Below are 25,435 nucleotides of genomic sequence, written 5' to 3'. Positions count from 1 at the left end.
GGAGGTACATTATGCGTCGCATAATCTCGCTCGTCACAGCATTCGTTGTGACAGTAGTTGCCGGGGCCGTATGGACCCCGGTAATCTCACCCGCGCTCGCGAGCACGCTCTACGCGTACGCCCAGGTGGCGACCGGAGACGACTTCGCGATCGGCCTGTCGGCCGACGGTGCGGTGTATGCGTGGGGCGCAAATGGTGCCGGCCAGTTAGGTGATGGCTCCGATCAGGGCACGAGTGTGCCCACAGCCGTGGCGCTGCCAGAAGGAGTGTCGCTGGCGCAGACGGATGCCGGCAAAGACTTCGCCGTCGGCGTGACCGCTGACGGCCTCGCGTACGCGTGGGGTGCCAACGCTGCCGGTCAGCTTGGTGACGGCTCGACCGATGCGCGCTCTACTCCGGTGCCGGTGGTGCTGCCAGACGATGTCACACTCGCGCAGGTCGCGGCGGGCAGTGACTTCGTTGTCGCACTGTCGCCCGAGGGCGTCGCGTATGGCTGGGGCGGCAATGGTGCCGGCCAGCTTGGTGATGGATCGTCGGATGCACGCAGCACCGTTGCACCCGTCACGGTGCCCGACGGGGTCGTGTTCTCACAGATCGCGGCAGGCGATGACTTCGCTGTCGCTGTCACTGCCGATGGTGTCGCGTACGCGTGGGGCGCAAACGATGCGGGCCAGCTGGGTGACGGCACCACAGATTCCCGCACGACCCCCGTTGTCGTGACCCTGCCCGGCGATGTTGCGCTTGCTCAGGTTGTTGCCGGTGCCGACTTTGCGCTCGGGCGTACCAGTGATGGAGTGACGTTCGCGTGGGGCGCGAATGGCGCCGGTCAGTTGGGCGATGGCACGACCGATTCACGGCTCGAGCCGGTGGCGGTCGTGTTGCCCACAAACGTGCGCTTTGGGTGGCTTGCCGCCGGTGCCCACTTCGCTTTAGCGTTGACCCCCGAGGGCGTCGCGTATTCATGGGGCGCGAACGACGCCGGTCAGTTGGGCAACGGAACAACGGATGCCGCATCGGCACCCGCAGCTGTATCGGTGCCAGACGGCTTGACGTTCAACTCGATCTCTGGCGGCGCAGACTTCGCCGCTTCGGTATCACCCGACGGTGTGGCGTATGCATGGGGTGCGAACGACGCCGGTCAGCTGGGCGATGGCTCGAACGATCAGCGTTCCACGCCGGTCGTTGTGGCCGACCCGCAAGAGCCTGCGCGCGAAGAGGCCGCGCCGGAAGAGCCGGATGCGTCACCCGCTGAGCCCTCCGAGACAGTAACCCCCACGGCCGAGCCGAGCGTGACTCCCACCGGTGAGCCCACAGTAGACCCGACGATCGAGCCGACAGAAACGCCGACGCCCACTGCTACTCCGACAGCGACGCCCACTGCCACCCCGACAGCGACCCCGACACCGACGCCAGCTGTGCCCGAGGCCTCGGACCCGGAGGTCATGGCGCCCGGCCTCGACCCACTTGCAGCGCCATTCATGCAGCTCGCGGCCGGCGCCGATGGTTATTTCACGGATGTTGTTGCGGGAAATAACAGTGGGTTGGGTCTGGATATCAATGGTGATGTCTTCGCCTGGGGTCTGAATACTTATGGTCAGTTGGGTGACGGGTCGACGACGACTGCTGCGTCGCCGGTGTTGTCGTTGTTGCCGGCGGATGTGGATGCGGTGAGTGTGTCCTCGGGTGCTAACCATGCGTTGGTGTTGACCTCGACGGGTGAAGTGTATGCGTGGGGGCTCAACGAAGATGGCCAGGTGGGTGTGGGGAACACTGTTGATCAGTCGTTGCCGCAGCGGGTTGTCTTCCCGGGGGGTGTGACGATTACCCAGGTTTCTGCGGGCGCGTATTCGTCGTATGCGTTGGCGTCTAACGGCACGATCTACGCCTGGGGTAATGGTGAGGATGGTCGTTTGGGCAATGGGTCGGTGTCTGATCGTTCGACCCCGGTCCCGGTGAATCAGAGTGGGGTTCTGGCGGGTGTGACGATCACGCAGATTGCGGGCGCCCGTTACGGTGCGTATGTGTTGGGCTCCAACGGCAAGATGTATGCGTGGGGCGGAAACGTCGATGGTGCTGTGGGCGATGGGACGACGAATGATCGTTCAACCCCGGTGGCGGTGTTGTCGGGTCAGATTCCTGGGTCTACGAAGATCGTTCAGCTACCGCAGGGCAACGGGTATCACCAGGTGGTGTTGGGTGATGACGGTGTCGCATATGCGTGGGGTCGCAACTCCTATGGTCAGTTGGGCGTGAATTCGACGTCTGATAAGTCGACGCCGGTGAAGGTCTTGGCGGGTAACGTTCCGGCGGGTGTGACATTCACGCAGGTCGGTGTGGGAACGCTTACGTCATTTGCTGTGGGTTCTAATGGTGTCTCTTACGCGTGGGGGTGGAACTCTTACGGCCAGTTGGGTGATGGTACGCAGACGGATCGGTTCACTCCGAGGACGATGCTTGCGGGTCAGCTGCCGGCGGGTGTGGTTCCGGCGAAGATCACGGGCGGGTACCAGTCCGCGCTGGTGTTGGGCACCGATGGGTACGCGTACATGGCCGGTTACAACGGTTCGGGTCAGTTGGGTGCGGGCACGCCGTCAACGGCGTATTACTCGTCGTTGCGTGAGGCGAATCGTGTGCCGTCGGTGGTGTTGCCGGGGTCGCAGTTTGTGACGGGCAAGGTGGGCGAGGTGTCGTCGTCTGCGGTGGTGCGTACGGCGGGGTTGTATGGCACGGTGTCGCTCACCCAGTCGGGTTCTCGTCCGTCGGGGTGGTCGTTTAACTCTGCAACGGGTGTCGTGTCGGGGTCGTCGTCGACGGTCGTGTCGTCACGCACGTTGACGATCACAGCCCAGGGCACACGTGCGGTAGCGACGGCTGCGACGGGCACGATTCAGCTCCAGGTCTCCGACGGGTATTTCACGGATGTTGTTGCGGGTGAGTATCACCAGGTGGGTGTGGATATCAATGGTGATGTCTTCGCCTGGGGGTACAACAACCTCGGTCAGTTGGGTGATGGGTCAACGACCGATCGGACGTCTCCGGTATTGACGCAGATGCCCGCGGGTGTGGATGCGACGCAGGTTGCTGCGGGCTGGTATCACTCGTTGGCGTTGACGTCGACGGGTGAGGTGTATGCGTGGGGGCGCAACACCGATGGTCAGGTGGGTGTGGGGAACGTTGATCAGCAGTCGTTGCCGCAGCGTGTGGTGTTCCCGGCGGGTGTGACGATCACGCAGGTTGCTGCGGGTGCGTATTCGTCGTATGCGTTGGCGTCTAACGGCACCATGTATGCGTGGGGTCGAAACGCTGAAGGCCAGTTGGGTGATGGGTCTACGGTCAACAAGTTGACTCCGGTCGCGGTGACTCAGAGTGGGGTTCTCGCGGGTGTAACGATCACGCAGATTTCGGGTGGGGGTTTCTCGGCGTATGCGTTGGCCTCGAACGGCAAGGTGTACGCGTGGGGTCAAAATACCTATGGCCAGTTGGGTGATGGTACGACGGGGCAAAAGACTGTTCCGGTTGCGGTGCTCTCGGGAGAGATTCCTGCGTCGGTGAAGGTTGTGCAGCTCGGGCAGGGTTTCGGGTTCCACCAGGTGGTGTTGGGTGATGATGGTGTCGCCTACTCGTGGGGTCGTAACGACTACGGTCAGCTGGGTGTGGGGTCGACGGCCAATAAGTCCACGCCGGTGAAGGTGTCTGCGGGGCAGGTGCCTGCGGGTGTGAGGTTCACGCAGGTGACCACGGGCGAGATGTCGTCGTTTGCGGTGGGTTCTGATGGTGTTTCGTACGCGTGGGGTTTCAACACCAGCGCTCAGTTGGGTAACGGGTCGACGACAGACCGGACCACGCCGGGGGCGATGCTTGCGGGTCAGATGCCGGCGGGCGTGATCCCGGCAAAGATTTCGGGAGGCTACAGGTTCACGGCGGTGCTGGGCGCCGACGGGTACCTGTACTCGGTGGGCGACAACACGTATGGCCAGTTGGGTGTGGGTTCCGGATCGCAGTATGGGTCGTTGCGTGTCGTGAACCGTGTGCCGGCGGTGGTGGTGCCGGGGTCGCAGGGGTTGTTTGCGGCGATGGGTGCGGCGGTGTCGCCTTCTGCGGTGTTGGCGCCGTATGGGTTGTATGGTTCGGTGTCGTATTCGGTGTCGCCGGCGGTTCCTGCGGGGATGTCGTTTAATTCGTCTACGGGTGTGTTGTCGGGGACGCCGTCTGCGAGTTTTGAGTCGACGGTGTTCACGGTGACGGGTACGGGTACTCGGGTGAATACGGCGTCGTCGGTGAGTACGATCACGGTGACGGTCGCGAATGGTTATTTCACGGATGTTGTTGCGGGTTACTCCCACTCGGTGGGTGTGGATATCAATGGGGATGTCTTCGCCTGGGGTTACAACAACTACGGTCAGTTGGGTGATGGGTCAACGACGAATCGGACGTCTCCGGTATTGACGCAGATGCCGGCGGGTGTGGATGTCACGCAGGTTTCTGCGGGTATCTATCATTCGTTGGCGTTGACGTCGACGGGTGAAGTGTATTCGTGGGGTTACAACGACTATGGCCAGGTGGGTGTGGGGAACACTGCTAACCAGATGTTGCCGCAGCGTGTGGTGTTCCCGGCGGGTGTGACGATCACGCAGGTTTCTGCGGGTGGGTATTCGTCGTATGCGTTGGCGTCTAACGGTGACATGTATGCGTGGGGTCGAAACGCTGAAGGCGAGTTGGGTGATGCGTCGCTGGTTGACAAGTCGTCGCCGGTGAAAGTATCGCGGGGTGCTATTCCGGGGGGTGTGACGATCACCCAGATTTCGGGTGGTTATTACTCGGCGTACGTGTTGGGGTCGAACGGCAAGGTGTATTCCTGGGGTCGAAACAGCAATGGCCAGTTGGGTGATGGAACAACGGTCGACAGGAATGTTCCGGTTGCGGTGTCGTCGGGTGAGATTCCTGGGGCGGTGAAGGTCGTTCAGCTCGCGCAGGGTTTCGGGTTTCACCAGGTGGTGTTGGGTGACGATGGTGTCGCGTACGCCTGGGGGCGCGGCGACTACGGTCAGCTGGGTGTGAATTCGACGTCGAATAAGTCGACGCCGGTGAAGGTTCAGTCGGGTGCTGTTCCGGCGGGTGTGACGTTCACGCAGGTGGATGTGGGGTTGTATTCGTCGTATGCGGTGGGTTCTGATGGTGTCTCGTACGCGTGGGGCGGCAATAGCCAAGGGCATTTGGGCGATGGGTCAACGAGCGATCGGTTGATACCGGTGGCGATGAGTGCGGGTCAGGTGCCTGCTGGTGTGGTTGCAGCGAAGATCATGGGTGGGTACCAGTTCGCGGCAGTGTTAGGTGCGGATGGGTACGTGTACTCGACGGGCGTCAACACGTACGGCCAGTTGGGTATCGGGTCGACGTCGCAGTCGAACACGTTGGTTAAGGCGAATCGTGTGCCGTCGGTGGTGTTGCCGGGGTCGCAGTTTGTGACGGGGCTGGTGGGTGAGGTGTCGTCGTCTGCGGTGGTGCGTACGGCGGGGTTGTATGGCACGGTGTCGCTCACCCAGTCGGGTTCTCGTCCGTCGGGGTGGTCGTTTAACTCTGCAACGGGTGTCGTGTCGGGGTCGTCGTCGACGGTCGTGTCGTCACGCACGTTGACGATCACAGCCCAGGGCACACGTGCGGTAGCGACGGCTGCGACGGGCACGATTCAGCTCCAGGTCTCCGACGGGTATTTCACGGATGTGTCTGCGAATCAGAACGGTGGGTTGGGTGTGGACATCAATGGTGATGTCTTCGCGTGGGGTTTGAACGCCGATGGTCAGTTGGGTAATGGGTCAACGACAACTGCTGCGTCACCGGCGTTGTCGTTGTTGCCGGCGGGTGTGGATGTCACCCAGGTGGCTGCGGGTTCTTTCCATTCGTTGGCGTTGACGTCGACGGGCGAGGTGTATGCGTGGGGGCGCAATGCCGATGGTCAGGTGGGTGTGGGGAACACTGATCAGCAGTCGTTGCCGCAGCGTGTGGTGTTCCCGGCGGGTGTGACGATCACGCAGGTTTCTGCGGGTGCAGCTTCCTCGTATGCGCTGGCGTCCGACGGCAAGATCTACGCCTGGGGTAGTGGCGCGGATGGTCGGCTGGGTAATGGGTCGACATCTGATCAGTCGACTCCGGTCACAGTGAATCAGAGTGGGGCTCTGGCGGGTGTAACGATCACGCAGATTTCGGGCGGTAACTCTTCGGCGTGGGCGTTGGGATCCAACGGAAAGGTGTATTCCTGGGGTTACAACGGCTCGGGTCAGTTGGGTGACGGGACAACGAATACTCGGACAAGCCCGGTAGTGGTGTTGTCCGGTGAGATTCCTGGGTCGACGAAGATCGTTCAGCTGTCGCAAGGTATTGGGTATCACCAGGTGGTGTTGGGCGATGACGGTCTCATATACGCCTGGGGCTACAACCCTTACGGTCAGTTGGGTGTGGGGTCGACGTCTAATAAGTCGACGCCGGTGAAGGTCATGTCGGGTGGTGTGCCGTCGGGTGTGACATTCACGCAGGTGGGTGTGGGCACGCATTCGTCGTTTGCTGTGGGTTCTGATGGTGTCTCTTACGCGTGGGGATGGAACTCATACGGTCAGTTGGGCGACGGGACGCAGACCGATCGGTCCACGCCCAGGGCGATGAGTGCGGGTCAGCTGCCGGCGGGTGTGGTTCCGGCCAAGATTACGGGCGGGTATCAGTCCGCGGTGGTGCTGGGTGCCGATGGGTACGTGTACGCGACGGGCTACAACGGCGGGGGCCAGCTGGGTGTGGGATCGACGTCAACGTCGTATTACTCGACATTGCGTGTGCTTCCCCGTGTGCCGGCGTCGGTGTTGCCGGCTCAGCAGTTTGTGACGGGCCTGGTAGGCGATGTTGCGTCGTCTGCCGCGGTGCGCACGGCGGGCCTGTATGGCACGGTGTCGCTCACTCAGACGGGGACTCGCCCGTCAGGGTGGTCGTTTAACTCTGCAACGGGCGTCGTATCGGGTTCATCATCGGCGGTGCAAGCATCACGCACGTTGACGATCACAGCACAAGGCACCCGTGCAGTAGCGACCGCTGCGACCGGAACGATCCAGCTACAGGTGTCGGACGGGTACTTTACGGATGTTGCGGTGGGTCAGTATCACCAGGTGGGTCTGGACATCAACGGTGATGTGTTCGCGTGGGGCCGCAACACCAGTGGTGAGTTGGGTGATGGGTCAACGACGGATCAGACGTCTGCGGTATTGACGCAGTTGCCAGCGGGTGTGGATGCCGTGCAGGTTGCTGCGGGTTGGCGCCATTCGCTGGCGTTGACATCGACCGGTGAGGTGTATGCGTGGGGTTCCGGCGCGGCGTTGGGTCTCGGTATTCCTGGCTACACCCAGGTGTTGCCGCAGCGTGTGGTGTTGCCGGCGGGGGTGACAGCCACGCAGATTGCTGCGACTGAAGCTTCGTCATTCGCGTTGACATCGAATGGTGATGTATACGCGTGGGGTAACAACTCCGACGGCCAGTTGGGTGACGGGTCGACGGTCACAACATCCACGCCGGTGAAGGTGGTGCGGGCGGGTGCACTGACGGGTGTCACGATCACGCAGATTGCTGCCATCCGCGACACAGCGTATGCGTTGGGGTCGAACGGCAAAGTGTATGCGTGGGGTGACAACCAGTACGGACAACTGGGCGATGGCACGACGATAAATAAGAGTGTTCCGGTTGCTGTGGCTTCGGGTGAGATTCCCGAGTCGGTGAAGATTGTTCAGCTGTCGCCAGGCATCGGTATGCACCAGCAGGTTTTGGGTGACGATGGTGTGGCGTACGCGTGGGGTTTCAACGCCAATGGTCAGGTAGGTGATGGGACGACGACTAATCAGACGACGCCGAAAAAGGTGTTGGCGGGTGCGGTTCCGGGTGGTGTGACGTTCACTCAAGTCGGCAAGGGCTGGCGCACGTCTTACGCGGTGGGCTCGAACGGTGTCTCTTACGCATGGGGCTACGGTGGCGGAGGTGCGATGGGCACCGGCAGTACATCGGCAAGCAATTTTCTCACACCGGTCGCAATGATTCAGGGCCAGATGCCCGCCGGTGTGGTTGCGGCGAAGATCTCTGGTGGGGACAGCTGGGTGTCGGCGCTGGGTACGGATGGGTATGTTTACTCCTTGGGCGACAACCTCTATGGCAACTTGGGTGTGGGATCGAAAACCGATTACTACTCGTGGCGCAAGGCGAACCGTGTGCCGGCGTCGGTGAGGCCGGAGGCTCAGTTTGTGACGGGTATGGTGGGCGACGCGAAGTCGTCTGCGGCGGTGCGCACGGCGGGGTTGTATGGCACTGTGTCGTTGTCGCAGACGGGCACGCTCCCGTCGGGGTGGTCGTTTAACTCGGCAACGGGTGTCGTGTCGGGGTCGTCTTCAGCGACGGTGGCGTCGACGACTTTGACGATTACCGCTCAGGGCACGCGTGCTGTGGCAACTGCCGTGACGGGCACGATAAAGCTGCAGGTCTCGGACGGGTATTTCACGGATGTTGCCACGGGTGCGTACCACTCGGTGGGTGTGGATATCAATGGGGATGTCTTCGGCTGGGGTCGTAATAACTACGGTCCGTTGGGTGATGGGTCAACGACGAATCGGACGTCTCCGGTATTGACGCAGTTGCCCGCGGGTGTGGATGTCACCCAGGTTTCTGCGGGCTGGTTCCATTCGTTGGCGTTGACGACGACGGGTGAGGTGTATGCGTGGGGGCGTAACGACTTTGGCCAGTTGGGTGTGGGGAACGGTGTTGATCAGTTGTTGCCGCAGCGGGTGGTGTTTCCGGCGGGTGTGACGATCACGCAGGTTGCTGCGGGTTCGTATTCGTCGTATGCCTTGGCTTCTGACGGCGCCATGTATGCGTGGGGGCAAAACGTCAATGGCCAGTTGGGTGATGGGTCCACGGTCCAGAAGTCGACTCCGGTTTCGGTGAACCAGAGTGGGGTTCTGGCGGGTGTGACGATTACGCAGATCCAGGCCGGGAGCGCGTCAGCGTACGCGTTGGGTTCTCACGGCAGGGTGTATGCGTGGGGTGCCAATTTGTATGGTGGGCTTGGTGATGGAACGACGATAGATCGGACTGTTCCGGTGCAGGCGCAGTTGGGTGAGATTCCTGCTTCGGTGAAAATCGTTGAGCTCTCTGCATCTGGTTCAAGCCTCCACCAGGTGGCGCTCGGCGATAACGGTGAGATTTATGCCTGGGGTCGCAATGACTTCGGTCAAATCGGCGTGGGAACTACCACGGATGCTAAGTCGCCGATGAAGGTGCTGGCGGGTGCTGTTCCGGCGGGTGTGACGTTCGCCCAGGTGGGTACCGCCCGATCCTCGTCGTACGCCGTGGGCTCGAATGGCGTCACGTACGCTTGGGGTCTCGGCACCAGCGGCCAGTTGGGCGATGCGTCGACCACAAACAAGACCACGCCCGTGGCGATGAGCGCTGGTCAGTTGCCAACAGGTGTGACTGCGGCAAAGATCACGGGCGGCGAGACTTTTGCTCTCGTGTTGGGTGCCGACGGTTACGCGTATTCGACAGGCAACAACACCTACGGTCAGCAGGGCGTGGGCTCGATGACGTCGTCTTCGTCGCTGGTTAAGGCGAATCGCGTGCCGGCGTCGGCGTTGCCGGGGTCGCAGGGGCTGATTGCAGCCATGGGGGCGGCCGTGACACCTTCTGTGGGCCTTGCGCCACACGGCTTGTATGGTGTGGTTTCGTACTCCGTATCGCCTGCGGCGCCGGTGGGGATGTCGTTTAACTCGGCCACGGGTGTGCTTTCGGGCACCCCTGCTGAAGACTTCGAGTCCACGCTATTCACCGTGACAGGTGCGGGCACCCGAGTGAACAACGCATCCTCGTCGAGCACAATCACGGTCACAGTCGCGAACGGCTATTTCACGGATGTTTCCGCAGGTTCCATGCACTCGATCGCTCTGGATATAAACGGCGACGTGTTCGCGTGGGGGCGCAACAACTACGGCCAGTTGGGTGATGGCTCGACGACGAATCGTACCTCTCCGGTGCTGGTGCAGATGCCCGCGGGTGTGGATGTCACCCAGGTTTCTGCGGGTGCTCATCATTCGTTGGCGTTGACGTCGTCGGGTGAAGTGTATGCGTGGGGGCGAAACGGAAATGGCCAGGTGGGTGTGGGAAACACCGCTAACCAGCTGGTGCCGCAGCGCGTGGTGTTCCCTGGGGGTGTGATGATCACGCAGGTTTCTGCGGGTGCGGTTTCGTCGTATGCGTTGGCGTCTAACGGTGACATATATGCGTGGGGCAGCAACCAATACAACCAGCTGGGTGATGGGACTAACACTCAAAGGCTGGCGCCGGAGAATGTGATTCAGTCGGGTGCTTTGGCGGGTGTGACGATCACGCAGATTTCGGGTGGGTCTAACGCGGCTTATGCGTTGGGGTCGAACGGCGACATGTATGCGTGGGGATACAACGCCTACGGCCAGTTGGGCGATGGCACGACTGTGAATAAAAATGTTCCGGTTGCGGTATCACCGGGCCAGATTCCTGGCACGGTGAAGATTATCCAGCTCGCGCAGGGCCTGGGGCATCATCAGGTGGTGCTGGGCGATGATGGTGTCGCGTACGCCTGGGGTCGTGGCGACTACGGTCAGCTGGGCGTGGGGTCGACGTCGGATAAGTCGACGCCGGTGACGGTGCAGCCGGGTGCTGTTCCGGCGGGTGTGACGTTCACCCAGGTCGGTATAGGTCAAGGATCGTCGTTTGCGGTGGGTTCTGATGGTGTCTCCTACGCGTGGGGCTCTAACAGTTATGGACTTTTGGGTGATGGGTCGATGACGAACCGGTTGGCACCGGTGGCGATGAGTGCGGGTCAGGTGCCAGCGGGTGTGGTTGCGGCGAAGATCACGGGCGGAGACAACTTCACAACGGTGTTGGGTGCCGATGGGTATGAGTATTCCGTGGGCGACAACGAGTATGGCCAGTTGGGCGCGGGGTCGACAATCGATTCCACAACGTTAATCAAGGCGGATCGTGTGCCGGCGGCCGTGCTGCCTGCTCAGCAGTTTTTGACGGGCATGCTGGGCGAGGAGTCGGCCTCTGCTCCGGTGCGCACGGCGGGCCTGTATGGCACGGTGTCCTTGAGCTTGTCTGGCATCCTTCCTTCGGGTTGGTCGTTCAATTCCGCGACAGGCGTGGTGTCAGGGCTGTCGTCGACGAATGTGTCGTCGCGGACGTTGAATATTGCGGCGCAGGGCACTCGCGTTGTCGCTTCGGCTGCGGGCGGGACGATTCAGCTCCAGGTCTCCGACGGGTACTTCACCGATGTGGCATCCGGGTATGAATATTCGCTCGGTGTTGACATCAATGGTGACGTGTTCTCTTGGGGGAACAACGCGAACGGTCAGTTGGGTGACGGGTCGGTGACGCAGCGCACCTCGCCGGTGCTGGTGCAGTTGCCAGCCGGTGTCGACGCGGTACAAGCGGCCGCGGGCGATGGTCATTCGCTCGTGGTGACGTCGACGGGTGATGTATATGCGTGGGGGCGCAACAGCAATGGTCAGGTGGGTGTCGGGAATACCGACGGTCAGCTGGTGCCGCAGCGTGTTGTGTTCCCGGCGGGTGTGACGATCACGCAGGTCGCCGCGGGCGCATCCGCGTCTTATGCATTGGCCTCCGACGGCACGATCTACGCCTGGGGCGCGGGTGCATCGGGCCAGTTGGGGAACAACTCGACATCTGACCAGTTGTCGCCGGTGCCAGTGGATCAGGTGGGAGCTCTATCGAGCGTCACAATTACGCAGATCGCTGGCGGGAAAAGCGCCGCGTACGCGCTGGGTTCTGACGGGCGCGTATACGCCTGGGGCCAAAACAGTGAGGGGCAATTGGGCGACGGTTCGACGGCGTCTCGCAGCGTTCCTGCCGCCGTATCCCAGGGAGAAATTCCGGAGTCAGTCAAAATCACCCAGATGGCGGAGGGTGGCAATAATTCTCACCAAGTCGTCTTGGGTAGCGATGGTGCCGTCTACACGTGGGGCCTCAACAACGTTGGGCAGCTCGGTGTCGGTACGACGCCAAATATGTCGAGGCCTGTGCGAGTGCTGCCGGGAGCCGTGCCGCCGGATGCGAAGTTCACTCAGGTGGGTGCAGGTACCTTCTCGTCGTTTGCGACGGGTTCTGATGGTGTCACCTATGCGTGGGGCTTCAATACATCTGGGCAGTTGGGTGATGGATCAACGACCAATCGCACCACGCCGGTGGCGATGAGCTCTGGCGACGTACCGCTGGGTGTCGTCGCGGTGAACATCACGTCGGGAGCCACATCTACAGCGGTGCTGGGCGCGGACGGATACATCTACTCCACGGGCAGCAATAGCCGCGGTCAGTTGGGCATCGGCTCAACCACGAACTCGCCGACACTTGTTGTTGTGAGCCGTGTGCCAGCATCGATCACGCCGCTTTCGCAGGGATTCGTGGTTGAGGCGGGCGACGATATCGAAACAGAGCCCGTGCAGACTGCTGGTCTGTACGGCACGGTAACGCTAGCGCTGGCGCCCGCAGCGCCCACGGGGCTTACCTTCGACGCCGCCACTGGCGTGCTCTCGGGTACAGCACCAGAAGACATTGCGTCATCCGTCTTCACTATTAGTGCGACCGGCACGCGGGTGAACGATGCAAGCGGAGCGGGCTCAATCACATTCACAGTCGTCAACGGGTACTTCAGGAGCGCCGCGTCGGGTTACCAGCACTCGCTGGGGCTCGATATCAACGGTGACGTGTTCGCCTGGGGCCTCAACGACAACGGCCAGTTGGGTAACCGCTCGTCGCTGTCGTCATCAACACCCGTGTTGAGCCAAATGCCAGCGGGCATCGATGTTGCGCGGGTTTCGGCGGGTTACTCGCACTCGCTCGCGCTGACAACGACTGGCGCTGTGTATGCCTGGGGTGCGAACTCAGATGGCCAGCTCGGTCTCGGCACAACGAACGACCAGTCAGTGCCGCAGCGAGTCGTTTTCCCCGATGGCGTGACGATCGCCAGCATCTCCGCCGGTTCGTACGCGTCATACGCGCTCGCTACCGACGGCACGATGTACGCCTGGGGTCAAAACACGTATGGACAGATCGGTATTGGTGCCGCAGGCAACCAGCTGACGCCAGTCGCTGTTTCAGCGGGCGTTATTCCCGGCGGCACGACGATTACACAAATCAATGGCGCCTCGGCGTCTGCGTACGCGCTCGGAGACGACGGCGTCGTCTACGCATGGGGGAGAAACAACTACGGACAGTTGGGTGACAACTCGACCGTTGACAAGGCTCTGCCCGTGAAGGTTGACGCCGGCGTTATTCCAGCGGCTGTCGCCGTGACCCAACTCGCAGTGGGCAGCAACCACGCCTTCGTGGTGGCATCAAACGGCTTGGCGTACTCGTGGGGTCGTAACGCTTCCGGCCAGTTGGGAAATGGCACCAAGAACGACGCCAAAACCCCGGTAGCCGTGCTGTCGGGCGGAATTCCGTCTGGTGTTGTTGTTGACAAGATCTACGCCGGGTGGGATGCCGGCTACGTCGTCGCCTCGGATGGGCTCACCTACGCGTGGGGCAGTAACACCGACGGTGAACTCGCGACAGGTGTCACCGGTGAGGTGCTTGCGCCGACTCAGATGACCCAAGGCGCGATGCCGAGCGGCGTTGCCCCGGCCATCATCACCGGCGGGTTCCACTCGACACTGCTGCGTGGCGCCGACCGATTCATGTACAGCGCCGGCGACAATTCGGCCGGTCAGCTCGGTAACGGCACGACGACCGACTCAGCAGCGCTCGTAAGCGTGAGCCGGGTGCCCGGAGTAGTGGTGCCAGGCGTGCAGACAGTGACGACAACGCTCGGGGTGCCGGTGGCATCCGCTGCGGTGAAAACCGCAGGCTTGTACGGAGTCATCACGCTGACGCAGACGGGCTCCCTGCCTGATGGCTGGACATTCAACGCCGCAACGGGAGTGGTCTCGGGTGCGTCTGACACTGTTCAAGCGGGTCGCGTCGTGACGATTACGGCACAGGGCACGCGCGCCGACCCCGGCGTCACCGGCGTCGGTCTCATCAAGGCGCAAGTGAGCGATGGGTACTTCACTGATGTTGCTTCGGGCGCCAACCACTCGATCGCCAGCGACATCAACGGCGACGTATTTGCCTGGGGCGAAAACGCCGATGGCCAGCTAGGTGATGGGTCAACCACCACCCGCACCGCACCCGTCTCGGTGTCGGGCCTCGTGGGAGCGAACGTCACGCAGGTTTCTGCGGGCTATGCTCACTCACTTGCGTTGACAGCATCGGGTGCCGTGTACGCCTGGGGACAGAACAGCGACGGACAGCTCGGCGACGGCACGACGACCGACCAGCTCGCACCTGTACAGGTCGACCTGCCCGCGGGTGTGACGATGACGCAGGTATCGGCAGGCGCTTACACGTCGTACGCCCTCGCGGCTGACGGCACTGTGTATGCCTGGGGCTCCGGTGCAAGCGGGGCACTCGGTAACGAGGCGACGGCTAACAGTTCATCGCCGGTCGTCGTGTCACAGGGAGAGATCGCGGGCGGCGTGACAATCACCGAGATCTCGGGCGCAGCGGGTGCAGCATACGCACTGGGTTCAAACGGCAGCGTGTACAGCTGGGGTCTCAACAGTTCCGGACAGCTCGGCAACGGCACCACGGCAAACGCCTCCGCTCCGGTGGCCGTTGTCCGCGGTGGCATGCCGGAATCTGTGACAGTTATCGGCCTCTCGCACAGCGCATCAGCACTGCACCTCGCGGTGCTCGGCTCTGACGGCTTCGCCTACGCATGGGGTGACAACGGTGGCGGTGCGCTCGGTGACGGAACAACAACGAATGCTTCTGCTCCGACGCGCACCCAGCGCGGCATCGTTCCGAACGGTGTTTCGTTCACCCAGGTCGACACGAACGGATACTCGTCGTTCGCAACGGGCTCTGACGGCATCCGCTATGCGTGGGGCACCAACGCGTCGGGTCAACTCGGGGTGTTGGGCAACACGGCAAACCAGTTGACACCAGTGGCTGTAAGTCAGGGTGAAGTACCGCCGGTTGTGGCGACGCAAAACATGACCGGCGGCGATGCCTCGACCGTCCTGTTTGGCGCCGACGGCTACCTGTACAGCGCCGGCTTGAACGCAAGCGGCCAGTTGGGCATCGGTTCGTTGACGAACTCGTCAGAGCTCAAAAAGGTGAGCCGAGTGAAGGCGGATGTGATTCCTGGGTCGCAGATACAGGCCTGGTTCGTCGGAGACGAGATGGCTTCGGCAGCGTTGAAGACCACCGGTATCTATGGCACCGTGTCGTATGCGACCGCAGCGTCGATTCCTGCCGGGCTCAGCCTGAACTCGGTCACAGGAATCGTGTCGGGCTCGACCATGGCGACGATGCTGCCGGTGCAATGGCAGATCAACGCGACCGGAACGCGCAACAACACCACGGCCGCCGTGCACACGATGAGTGTGCAGATCGGTGACGGCTACTTCACGAACATCGCCGCTGGGCAGTACCACTCGGTTGCCCGCGATATCAACGGCGACGTCTTTGCCTGGGGCCGCAATAACAGCGGCCAGCTGGGTAACGAGTCGACTGTGACGTCGAGTGCTCCGGTGCTGACGAAGCTGCCGGAGGACGCCGAGGCGGTATCTGTTGCGGCCGGCGAGGCATTCTCGATGGCTCTGACCGAAGCCGGCAAGGTGTACGCGTGGGGCAACAACTCGAGCGGACAACTCGGAAACGGCACGACCGCAACGTCGTCAACGCCGGTGGAGGTCGTCTTTCCCGGGGGCGTGAGCATCGTGCAGATCGCTGCGGGATCGTCGTCGGGTTATGCGCTCGCGAGTGACGGCGTCGTCTACGCCTGGGGTGACAACTCCTACGGGCAGCTGGGTGACGAAACGACCACGAACGCGCTGACGCCTGTTGTCGTCTCTGCGGGTGAGGTGCCGGGCGGTGCCGTGGTCTCACAGGTCGTGGCTGGCTCGTTCACCGCCTATCTCGTCACAGCAGATGGTGCCGCGTACGGCTTCGGGCAAAACTCCGACGGTCAGATCGGTAACGGTACCGAGGCGGATGCCAACGCACCTGTCGCCGTCGTTGCCGGAGCGATGCCCGCGGGCGTCGTCTTCACCGAGCTGAGCGCCGCGGGCAGCTGGGCCACCGGGCTCGGATCTGACGGCGTCGCCTACGCATGGGGTTCGAACGGTCGTGGCCAGCTCGGCGATGACACCGGCGAACCAAGCTCTGCGCCGGTCACGGTGCTGCGCGGTGTCATGCCTGCAGGAGTAACTGTGAAATCGGTGGCGGCCGGGTTCGAATACGGCATGCTGGTCGGTTCCGACGCGCTGCTCTATGCATGGGGCGACAACGCCTACGGCCAACTGGGTACCGGCAACCGCACTGCGGCATACACTCCCGTGCAAGCGGCGCAGGGCGTGCGAGTGTCCGGAATTTTCGCCAACCAGATCGCGGCGGGCTACCAGTCAACGACGATCCTCGGCTCTGACCAGTACGCGTACACCTGGGGAGGCAACTCCTACGGTCAGCTCGGAAACGGCGGAAATACCCGCGAGCTCACGGCAGTGAAAACTGTGCGAGTGCCCGCGCTGGTCTTCCCCGCGGAGCAAACCGTTGAGGGTAAAGCCGGTCTCACTGTCGCCTCGGAGGCGTACCGCTCTGTCGGGCTCTACGGCACGGTGTCGTACTCCACGGCATCCGCACTACCAGGCGGGCTGTCGCTCAACGCGGCAACCGGTGTGGTGTCGGGTGTGGCGCCGATGGCGGCAAATGGCCAAACGGTGACGGTGACAGGTATCGGAACGCGCGTGAACACCGCGGCGGCTTCGGGAACCGTGTCGTTCGACGTGGCAGTGATTCTTGCAACCCTCGCTGCGGGTGGTGACTTCGGCGCCGCGCTTTCGACTGATGGTGCAGCCTTGGCCTGGGGCTGGAACACCAACAGCCAGCTCGGTGACGGCTCGACGTTGACATCAGACGTTCCCGTCTCGGTCGATCAGGGCGCGGTGCCTGGCGGAGTAACGCTCCTGCAGGTATCAGCGGGTGTTTCCCACACGGTCGCACTCGGTGACGACGGCAAGCTGTACGCCTGGGGCCGAAACGAATACGGTCAGCTAGGCGACGGGACGACCGATTCATCCGCCGTTCCGGTAGCTGTCAACGCACCCAATGGCATTACATTCGCGCTCGTATCCGCGGGTGGATTCCACACCGTGGCGCTGGGCTCAGACGGCCAGCTCTACGCGTGGGGTTGGGGTTCGTTCGGTCGACTCGGTAACGGATCGACCGCGAACTCGAGCGTGCCGGTGCCTATCTCGCAGGGTGAAATTCCTGCGGGCGTCGCGATCGCGGCATTCAGTGCTGGCGCCGATCACACCGTAGCAATCGGCAGCGATGGCATCGCCTATAGCTGGGGCTACAACCAGTACGGTCAACTCGGAAACGATTCGACCGCGACCGCGCTCACACCCACGGCAGTGTCTATGCCGGCCGGTGTCTTGTTCACGTCGGTTGCTGCTGGTGAGTCGCACACCCTCGCGCTCGGTGACGACGGCAACATGTATGCCTGGGGCGAGAACAGCTCGGGCCAGCTCGGCGACGGAACACTCACCGACCGGGCCGTACCGGTGCAGGTGGAACGCGGTGGCATCCCCACCGGCGTCACCATCAGCGTCGTTTCGGCAGGGTCGGCAAACAGCGCGGCGATCGGCAGCGACGGCCGCGTCTACGCCTGGGGCTCGAACCAAGCCGGACAACTCGGAAACGGCTCGATGGTTGCGTCGACCGCGCCGGTGCAGGTGGGCGTCGGCGCAGTGCCGAGCGGCACGCTGTTGACGGATGTGCAGATCGGCGACCGCTTCATGCTCGCCACCGATGCCGACCGCAATGTGTTCTCGTGGGGCTCCGGCGCCGCCGGCCGCCTCGGAAACGGCGACACGGCCGACGTCACAGCCCCCGTGGTGGTGGCTACTCCGTAGCATCCCCGCTCGATAGACCGGCGCCCCGTCCTCGAACCCCACCCAACCCCGAGGACGGGGCGCCTCTACGTCTTTTTGCACCGGCCGGCGGCCGCGCCGCCCTGGCCCGCCCCGTCCCGCCCTGGCCCGGCTCTGCATGGTGCTGGCTGCCCTGCCCCGTATTGCTTCCGCCGTCCGTCCCTGCACTAACTCAGGCAGGGCGAGCCAGCAACACCAAATTTGTGGGAATTAGCTCGGTTAGCGGCCGTATTGCCTGAATTAGTGCAAGGCAGGGGACACGGGGAGGGTGAGGCGCGAGGGTGCGGAGGCCTAGCAGCGCGAGGGTGCGGAGGGCCAGCGGCCCGAGCCCGGCAACTCGTCCGCAACCGCCGCGCGCTTGCACTAACGCAGGCAGAAAGCCTCGTGCGGGTGAGGTTTGACGGTGAAAGTGTAGATTCTGCCTGCGTTCGGGGAGGGGGTGGGGCGCGTAGACGACAAAGAGCCCACCCCGCTGCTGCGTGGGCGAGACTCTGCGGAGTCGAGGTGCTAGGGCGCTATAGCCTGCTGCGCTTGTGCTGAAACGGTGAATGTTGGCCCCCAGGCCTCACTCCAGCCGGCGAATGGTGGCTCCCACCCTTCGCGCAGGTACACCCGAATAGGAAGGGTGTACGTAGTCTCCGCGTCCAATTCTGCCCCTGACCCCACTTCAAGGGGCACTTCGTTCTCAAACAGATCACTGGCGTCATGCGCGGTCCATGTTCCGGTGCCCTCATCCTGCACAGCTATGTAGAGTGTCTCGGGCCAGAGGTAGAGCGAGCTTTCGATTGCGCTGATCTCGGCGTCCCAGGACATCGCCACCGTGCCCGTGTTGTCGATGACGATCTGGCCTTCGGCTGCGCCGAAAGAGTTATTAGGATCGAGCGCCTGCGCTTCGCTGAGCGGCTTCACGTTTACGACCTCAACGATGCCTTCCGCGTTGTCGCCAAATGCGCCCAGCGCGAGTGTGCCGCCGGGCGCGGTCACCTCAGCTGATGCCGTGGAACTAAACCATGCTCCCGTGAGTAGAACTCCGGCGGCGATGGCGCTGACAGCGAGAGCGGATACTGTTGCGGCCACGACTATGCGCTGTTCCGTCGAGGCGGTTGACTTGCTCATCACTGTGTCCTGACTCTTCTCCGGAAGGCCTGCGACGCGACGCGGAAATGCGTGCAAACCAGCACCTTTCGCACCAGCATCCGCGCGTTATGCCTTGATGCCAACCCGCGATCACTCGTAATGTTCGTTTTACGAACAATCAAGCTCGTCGGTGCTTTTCTCGGCTGAAAGCGTGTGGTGTCATTCCTGACAGGGGTTTCAGTTGGGGAGATGAGGCATCACCATGAGTGAATATCAGGGCAACACAGAGCAGCATGCACGCAGTGCTAATCGAAAGCTACAGGTCGGGCTCATCGCAGCCATCATTGTCGCTACTGTGACGCTTATCGGCATTGGCATTGTCGCTTCCGGCGCCTGGTTTACCGCGCAGCAGCAGATCGAAGGCAACACGATTGCTGCGGCGACATCTGAGCTCATCGCCGATGGTCAGCCGGCAGGATCGGTCGTCAAGGTGGCTGGCCTACCAATCATGAGCGTCGAAGCGGCGACTGTCGACGGCGATGCCGGAGGAGCCGCCGAGGTGGAGCTCGGTGTTCGAAACCTCGGCTCCAACGCGGTGGACTGGGTTGTGAGGATGAGTGCACCGACGGTGCTTTCCTCCGACGATGCGACTGTTCTCGATAGTGGCCCCGTGTCCGTTGCGTACTACGACTCAATCGACTCAGCCTGGAAGAGTGTTTCACTGCAGGACTTCTTCGCCGACCCGCCGGTGGTCGATCTCTCGGGAGTAGATCTCGCGGCGGGCGACCAAGCCACATTCATGCTTCGCTTCTTCGCCTCCGACAGTGCCGGCGACGAGTATGAGAACGCCTCTATCACTTTCACCGCCGAGAACGTCGCCGTCGAGGGGTGACCCTGATAGCGACTCGGTGAGTGGCGTGAGTATTTCTACGGCTTGGACCTTGCTGCAACGCGGCTCGGTAGGGCCGCTTTCTTTCCACTGGTCCTACGCTGTTCTCTTCATTCCGCCTAGCGTGCTCTGTCTTGCGACCCTGGAGTCGGCTGCGAGCACGAGTATTTTCAGCGGCGTGCTCGCGGCGACTTTTTCGATACTCGTCGCTTTGGGCTGCGCTCTTATCTATCTCGCGATAGTGAAGCCTCGGTCGTTGATTGCAACCGCAGGGTACTGGCTCAGTGCAGGCATCGGTCTTGGAACCGCGCGGGTATTGAGTGCTGTTGCTGTTGGCGCGGAACCGGAGCTGTTCTGGCGCTTCGCCTCCTCGACCATCGCGACCGTCGTGTGGATACCGACCATCTCGGTTGCAGCGCATCTGGTCGCTGAGGCGGTGCGAATGCGCTCGGAGATCACCGAAATGAGAACCCGCATTGACGAGGCGGGGGAAGATTCGGTGGCATGGGAGCGGATGGAATGGGCGCGCGCCTCAGCGGCAGTAGACGTAGAGCTTTTGCCGCGTCTTGTGGCGATAGGCGCGCAGTTGCGTATCGTGAGAATGCGGCCTACGCGGAGGGCAGTGCGAAGGCTGGCCGCCGATATTTCGCACGTTTCACGCCGTGTGGTGCGAGTGATGAGCCGACGAGCTATTCGTCCAGGCGGGCTATATACAGCCTCTACGCGAGCTAGCGTTGTTATTCGGGGGATTGTGCGTGATGCGATCTTGCGCCCCATCACTTACCCCTGGGGGCTAGCCGCCCTCTTGCTTTCAGCCACGATGTTCGAATATCCCCGAACCGACGACTTTCAATCTTCCGTCGTGAACATCATTGCGATCATTTTCTTGTGTTCATGTTTCAGTATCGCTGCGGCAGCAACTGCAGGAACGAGTGAACGCTTAGCGGCAGGTGTTCAGTGGGGCTCGCTTTTGTTGGTTCCAGTGTTCATCGTCTTGATTCTATTGACCGTTGGATTCGGTGAAATCGGTACTGGGATGCTGCGCCTCGCGTTTATCCTTCCCGTCGGCAGTCTCTGCGCGGTAGTTGTTTCATTGCTTAGCGTGACGAACACGCGCAATCGCGCTCTGGCGATCGAGTTGACGGTCGCTGAGTCTGTTCTCGACGCCCTCGAAGGCCCTCAGCTTCTTGGAATTCACGACACACGTCGCCGCCTCGCACTCTTTCTTCATGGCCCGGTACAGGGCCGTCTTCAGGCGGCGAGTCACACCCTGCGCCTTGCGCGTTCCAAGCGTGTGCCGAAGGATATGGACGAAGTGCTGCGTGATGTTGGCGTGGTGATCGAGCAAGCATGCGACGACCTGCGTGGTCTCGGGCCACGAGTAGAGCCTCACTCTGTAACCGCGACGGTACTGCGCCTTCGGGAAGATTGGACAGGACTCATCAGCGTCTCGAGCGCTGTGTGCCCCGGTGTCGATGAAAGGTCTGACGAGTCGACTCGCGAAGTCATCGCCCACTTGCTCACGGATATGGTAACGAACGCGTCCCGCCACGCCAACGCCGACAACGCTGAACTCGTCGTCGACATCGTGGAGAGTGATGTGATTGTCGTTTGCACCGACGACGGAGACGGGTCTGAAGCGGAACGTGCGTGCAGCGGCGTCGTCGCCGGCGTGCTCGCCGAGCGGGGTGGCACGTGGACCGTCGCGGGCGTCGGCATCGGACGAGGGGCGAGATCGATGGCGCGCGTACCGATGACACAGTCGCCACGAACTCGCTCCGAGAATCGACTGAATACCAATGTTCGCTGAGGGTTACATGAGCGTAAACGAGAGCTTTCTTTCGTGCCGTCCCCAGTGCATGATCAGATCACATCTTGAAGGAGCGTGCTATGGCTGATCACAGTGCAAAAAAAGTGTTGATTGCTGAAGACGATCAATTCACTCGTGGACTCGTACGTGAAGTGCTCGCCGGCGCCGGGCACGAGGTAGACGAGGCCGCCACTGTCTCCGGTGCACTGGCACGCATAGCGGAAAAGGACTATCACGTCGTCGTCAGCGACCTGAGCTTCGGAGACGGGCCGACAGGCATCGATCTTCTCCGCCGTTTGCATGAGCGACAACCATGGGTGGGAATGGTCGTGCTTTCAACTCACGCATCACCCGCTCTCGTTGGGGGTAGAGCGGGAAAGCTTCCTGAGTCTGTTATTTATCTCGTGAAGAGCGAGCTCGGCAGCCCGCGTGCTTTGCTTCGCTCGGTTGATTTGGCGATCGAAGAACATGAACACCTGCGCCTCCGCCCGGCAGCCACGGACGCCCCCGAGCGCGCTCGTGTGACCATGACGCAGGCCGAAGTTCTCGGCATGCTTGCACGCGGCTTCTCAGTGTCGAAGATCGCGCAGGCTCGTGGAACGAGCATGCGCGCAGCTGAGAAGCTTGTGCACCGGCTTTACGAAAGCCTCGGTGTTGCCGGCAGCGCCGATGTCGATCCTCGTATTGCGGCCGTTCTGATGTGGCAACAGGGTCGGGTCGTCACCGGGCCCGACGCCGCCTAGCGAAGCGAAGAAGTTCATCGAATGGATGGCCTCTCGTCCACACGCGGAATCGCGGGCAAGGCATTACGGCCGGAGCATGGTGAGCGCACCATCACGGTCGGACAGAGCGGTAGCGATTACGCCCGAGCCGTCTCGCATGAATTGAGAAATCCACTCACTCCGATACTCGGCCACCTCGATCTGCTCCGCGAAGAACTCGCGAGTGGGTCCCCCGCCAGTATCGCGCGCGTTGACGTGATGGAAGCTCAGCTGGAACGGGTACTCTCGACTCTCCGAGAGATGGCTGCGGTCGCGGACGATCTCACAAAGCTTGATGCTCGCCCGTTAGACCTCGGTGCGCTGGTTCTGCGCGCCGTAACGGAGGCGCGAGACCACTTTTCAGGTGGACGCGTGAATATTACCGCCGACATCATCGCGGGGCCTGTCGCGATGGTTGATAAACGACTCTTGGAAACTGCCCTGCGCCACTTGATTGAAAACGCGGTGACGTTCAGTGCGGAGGGAGGCGAGGTCGTCGTAGGGTGCGCGTGGTGGAATGATCGCGCGGCGATCACGATTACAGATCACGGCACAGGTATGACTGATGACGAGCAAGATCGTGCCTTCGATCTCTTTTATCGCGCGCCATCAGCTATTTCTCAAGGGCGTGCGGGTTTTGGCATTGGCCTTGCGCGAGCACGTCAAATAGTTGAGGCGCACGGCGGAGAAATCGATCTAGCGTCTTCGGCCGCGTTCGGAACAGAAGTGACTCTGCTTCTCCCCGCTATCTAGTAACTATTCACCCGGACACGGTGTTGGTTCGGTGCGGACTCGTCAAGATGAGGAGCGCACTGGGAACGAGCACTGAAGCTTCTATCTTCTTCTCAAAGGTCTAAGGGCGGCTCATGCAGTGCCGTGAACATCGATATCATCTCGTTAGCTGCCTCCGAGGGAGATTTCTGCTTCTCAGCAGCGGGCTCTGCAAGGAGAGGAACTTGCATGCGGCGCAGCGGTGAATACGTACGGGACACGGTGACTGGTCCTTACGCCTTTCAGCGCGGCATGATCTGGGTCTTCACCCCTCTTGTAGTCGTTTTTGGTCTTCTTGTTGGGGTCAGGCCAGGCGTCGATGTGTGGGAAGCCCTTGTTGCGGGTCTTGCGTCTGCAACTGCCGGAATCGGCGCGCTCATCCTCTGCTTGTGGGTATTCGGGTGGTTTCGTCGTCGCACTATGCCCATATACGCCGCCATAGGTTCATGGGTTTTTGCGGGCATAGGCATTGCTGTGCCGCGCATGCTGATCTTTGTTGGCCCCGCGAGTGAGATTGATGTGTGGCTCAGGTTGCCCGGCTCGATTCTCGCCGTATGCGTGTGGATCCCCGCTGTCGCTGTCGCGTTTCGAGCTTTCAACGAAGCGATGTCGCTGATCGCTCGGATTTCGGAACACCGCGCGCGATTGGAGCATTCAGCTCGAGATCCGTCGGCGCGCGAACGCATCGAAGATGCTGCGATGCTCGAAACCTTGGCGAGTGAAGTGCTGCCCGCACTCGAGCGGTTGCCTCTCCGTGTGAGGGCGGCGAAGATGCACCCGACGCGTCGACGGCTTGCGCAGCTGTCGCGCGGTATCCGAGACGTTTCTACGAAACTTGTGAGGTCGATTAGTCACCAGGTCATGCTTCCTGGTGGACTTGCTATTCGTCCGGCCACGACGCGATCGTTTGTTCGCGCTGTGGCGAAGCGAGCGTTAACGCAGCCCGCGACAGCGCCGTTGGCTGTTGCAGGCCTCACCGCGGCGGCAACGCTCGTCGGTCTATTTACCCTTGGTGGCCCGTATCTGGCACTCTTTGCGCTCGCCGCAATGATCTCGTGGGCGGGGGTACTGCTCGTGCTCAAGCGTGCAGAAGACTCGTTGTCACGAACGCTTCGCACGGCGGCTCGATGGCTGAGTGTCTTCGCGGGAATATTCTTTGCCGCCATTAGTGTCGTCGCAGTGCTGAGTTCGCAGTTGACGGGTTCACCGGGCGAAGCATTCCGACACCTCATCACCGGGGTACCTTTGGTGTTCGGTAATGCGCTTTTGGTCGTGGTTGCTTCTGCGGTGACGGCGGAACTCGGCAGCATGCGCGAGCACGAGCGCGAACTTTCGCATTTGGTGGACGTGTATGCGGAACAGTCACGGCGGCGAGCGAACGACCTTCGAGCGCGGGCTGCGATGCTTTTGCATGGCCCGGTGCAGGGTCGCCTCAATAGCGCCGTGCTGACGCTAGAGATGGCGATACAGCCGGGAAATAGCATGAACGTTGACACGCTGCTCGAAGAACTAGAACGAGTGCTCACTTCGTCGGCGAGGGAATTGGAAACCTTCACCCGCGACCTTCCGCAACGCGGCATTCGAGCGGTGGCTTCCCTGCTCGTTGATCAATGGAGAGGGTTGGTGGACATCACCTTCTACCTCGCGGATGATGTTGAGGCCGCTTTGGATGAGAGCGACGAGGGCGCACTCGTCGCCGATCTTGCGATCGATACCGTGACGAACACTTCGCGGCACGGCGACGCCTCTTGGGCAGTGCTCTCCTTTTCGAAGACTGACAAGTTTTTTCGAGTTGATTGCCAGTCCGACTCCGCTATTCGTGATTTGAATCCAGTGAACGAAGCTGGTCTTTTGCTCAGGGTGCTTGAGGCAAGAGGTGGAGCGTGGGCACTCGCTCCCTCGACCACGGGTGCGCACTTTTGGGCGACAGTCAAACGCAGCGATCGCAAAGTTGAGTCGACTGATATCAACTTCATTTGACACGACCAGCGTGGGTGAGTAGCCTTGAGTCATCACGGCTCAACCTGTTGATTCGTGAGCAAACTTCATCACCATCGGCCACGCTGGGCGCGGCCCC

7 protein-coding genes are annotated in these 25,435 nt (G+C 61.7%); 6 read left to right on the top strand and 1 reads right to left on the bottom strand.

Annotated features, from left to right (window positions below):
• Window positions 1-11: 11 nt before the first annotated feature.
• The gene (locus G6N83_RS06240; RefSeq protein ID WP_165140388.1) at window positions 12-18,032 is read left to right on the top strand and encodes an RCC1 domain-containing protein; all 18,021 of its coding nucleotides are present in this window, start codon (window positions 12-14) and stop codon (window positions 18,030-18,032) included.
• A gap of 525 nt (window positions 18,033-18,557) precedes the next feature.
• Here G6N83_RS06240 and G6N83_RS06235 read toward each other — a convergent pair.
• On the bottom strand, window positions 18,558-19,166 hold the full coding sequence (locus G6N83_RS06235) for a M73 family metallopeptidase (protein ID WP_165140386.1): 609 nt from the start codon (window positions 19,164-19,166) through the stop codon (window positions 18,558-18,560).
• A 223-nt stretch (window positions 19,167-19,389) separates the two neighbouring features.
• Here G6N83_RS06235 and G6N83_RS06230 point away from each other — a divergent pair, with 223 nt between their 5' ends.
• The 5 genes from G6N83_RS06230 (at window position 19,390) to G6N83_RS06210 (ending at window position 25,338) form a co-directional block, all read left to right on the top strand.
• Window positions 19,390-20,019, top strand: a complete 630-nt coding sequence (locus G6N83_RS06230) for a hypothetical protein (RefSeq protein WP_165140384.1) — start codon at window positions 19,390-19,392, stop codon at window positions 20,017-20,019.
• Window positions 20,020-20,044: 25 nt separating this feature from the next.
• Window positions 20,045-21,826: a sensor histidine kinase gene (locus G6N83_RS06225; protein ID WP_165140382.1), complete on the top strand. Its 1,782-nt coding sequence runs from the start codon at window positions 20,045-20,047 to the stop codon at window positions 21,824-21,826.
• Between the two features lie 80 nt (window positions 21,827-21,906).
• Window positions 21,907-22,569 (top strand): response regulator, encoded by a 663-nt coding sequence (locus tag G6N83_RS06220; RefSeq protein ID WP_165140380.1) that lies wholly within the window; start codon window positions 21,907-21,909, stop codon window positions 22,567-22,569.
• Between the two features lie 21 nt (window positions 22,570-22,590).
• The gene (locus G6N83_RS06215) at window positions 22,591-23,340 is read left to right on the top strand and encodes a sensor histidine kinase (protein WP_165140378.1); all 750 of its coding nucleotides are present in this window, start codon (window positions 22,591-22,593) and stop codon (window positions 23,338-23,340) included.
• A 207-nt stretch (window positions 23,341-23,547) separates the two neighbouring features.
• The gene (locus tag G6N83_RS06210) at window positions 23,548-25,338 is read left to right on the top strand and encodes a hypothetical protein (RefSeq protein WP_165140376.1); all 1,791 of its coding nucleotides are present in this window, start codon (window positions 23,548-23,550) and stop codon (window positions 25,336-25,338) included.
• The last annotated feature ends 97 nt before the right edge of the window (window positions 25,339-25,435 follow it).

Origin of the sequence: Microbacterium endophyticum (assembly GCF_011047135.1) — a bacterium.
GTDB classification, from domain to species: domain Bacteria; phylum Actinomycetota; class Actinomycetes; order Actinomycetales; family Microbacteriaceae; genus Microbacterium; species Microbacterium endophyticum.
Note: the sequence above shows the minus strand (reverse complement) of the source record. Positions and strands in the feature narration are given on the sequence as shown.

Bases quoted from the DNA above. Each gene is read 5' to 3' on its own strand.
- G6N83_RS06210 (WP_165140376.1), top strand. From the start codon at position 23,548: ATGCGGCGCAGCGGTGAATACGTACGGGACACGGTGACTGGTCCTTAC.
- G6N83_RS06235 (WP_165140386.1), bottom strand. From the start codon at position 19,166: ATGAGCAAGTCAACCGCCTCGACGGAACAGCGCATAGTCGTGGCCGCA.
- G6N83_RS06230 (WP_165140384.1), top strand. From the start codon at position 19,390: ATGAGTGAATATCAGGGCAACACAGAGCAGCATGCACGCAGTGCTAAT.
- G6N83_RS06215 (WP_165140378.1), top strand. From the start codon at position 22,591: ATGGATGGCCTCTCGTCCACACGCGGAATCGCGGGCAAGGCATTACGG.
- G6N83_RS06240 (WP_165140388.1), top strand. From the start codon at position 12: ATGCGTCGCATAATCTCGCTCGTCACAGCATTCGTTGTGACAGTAGTT.
- G6N83_RS06220 (WP_165140380.1), top strand. From the start codon at position 21,907: ATGGCTGATCACAGTGCAAAAAAAGTGTTGATTGCTGAAGACGATCAA.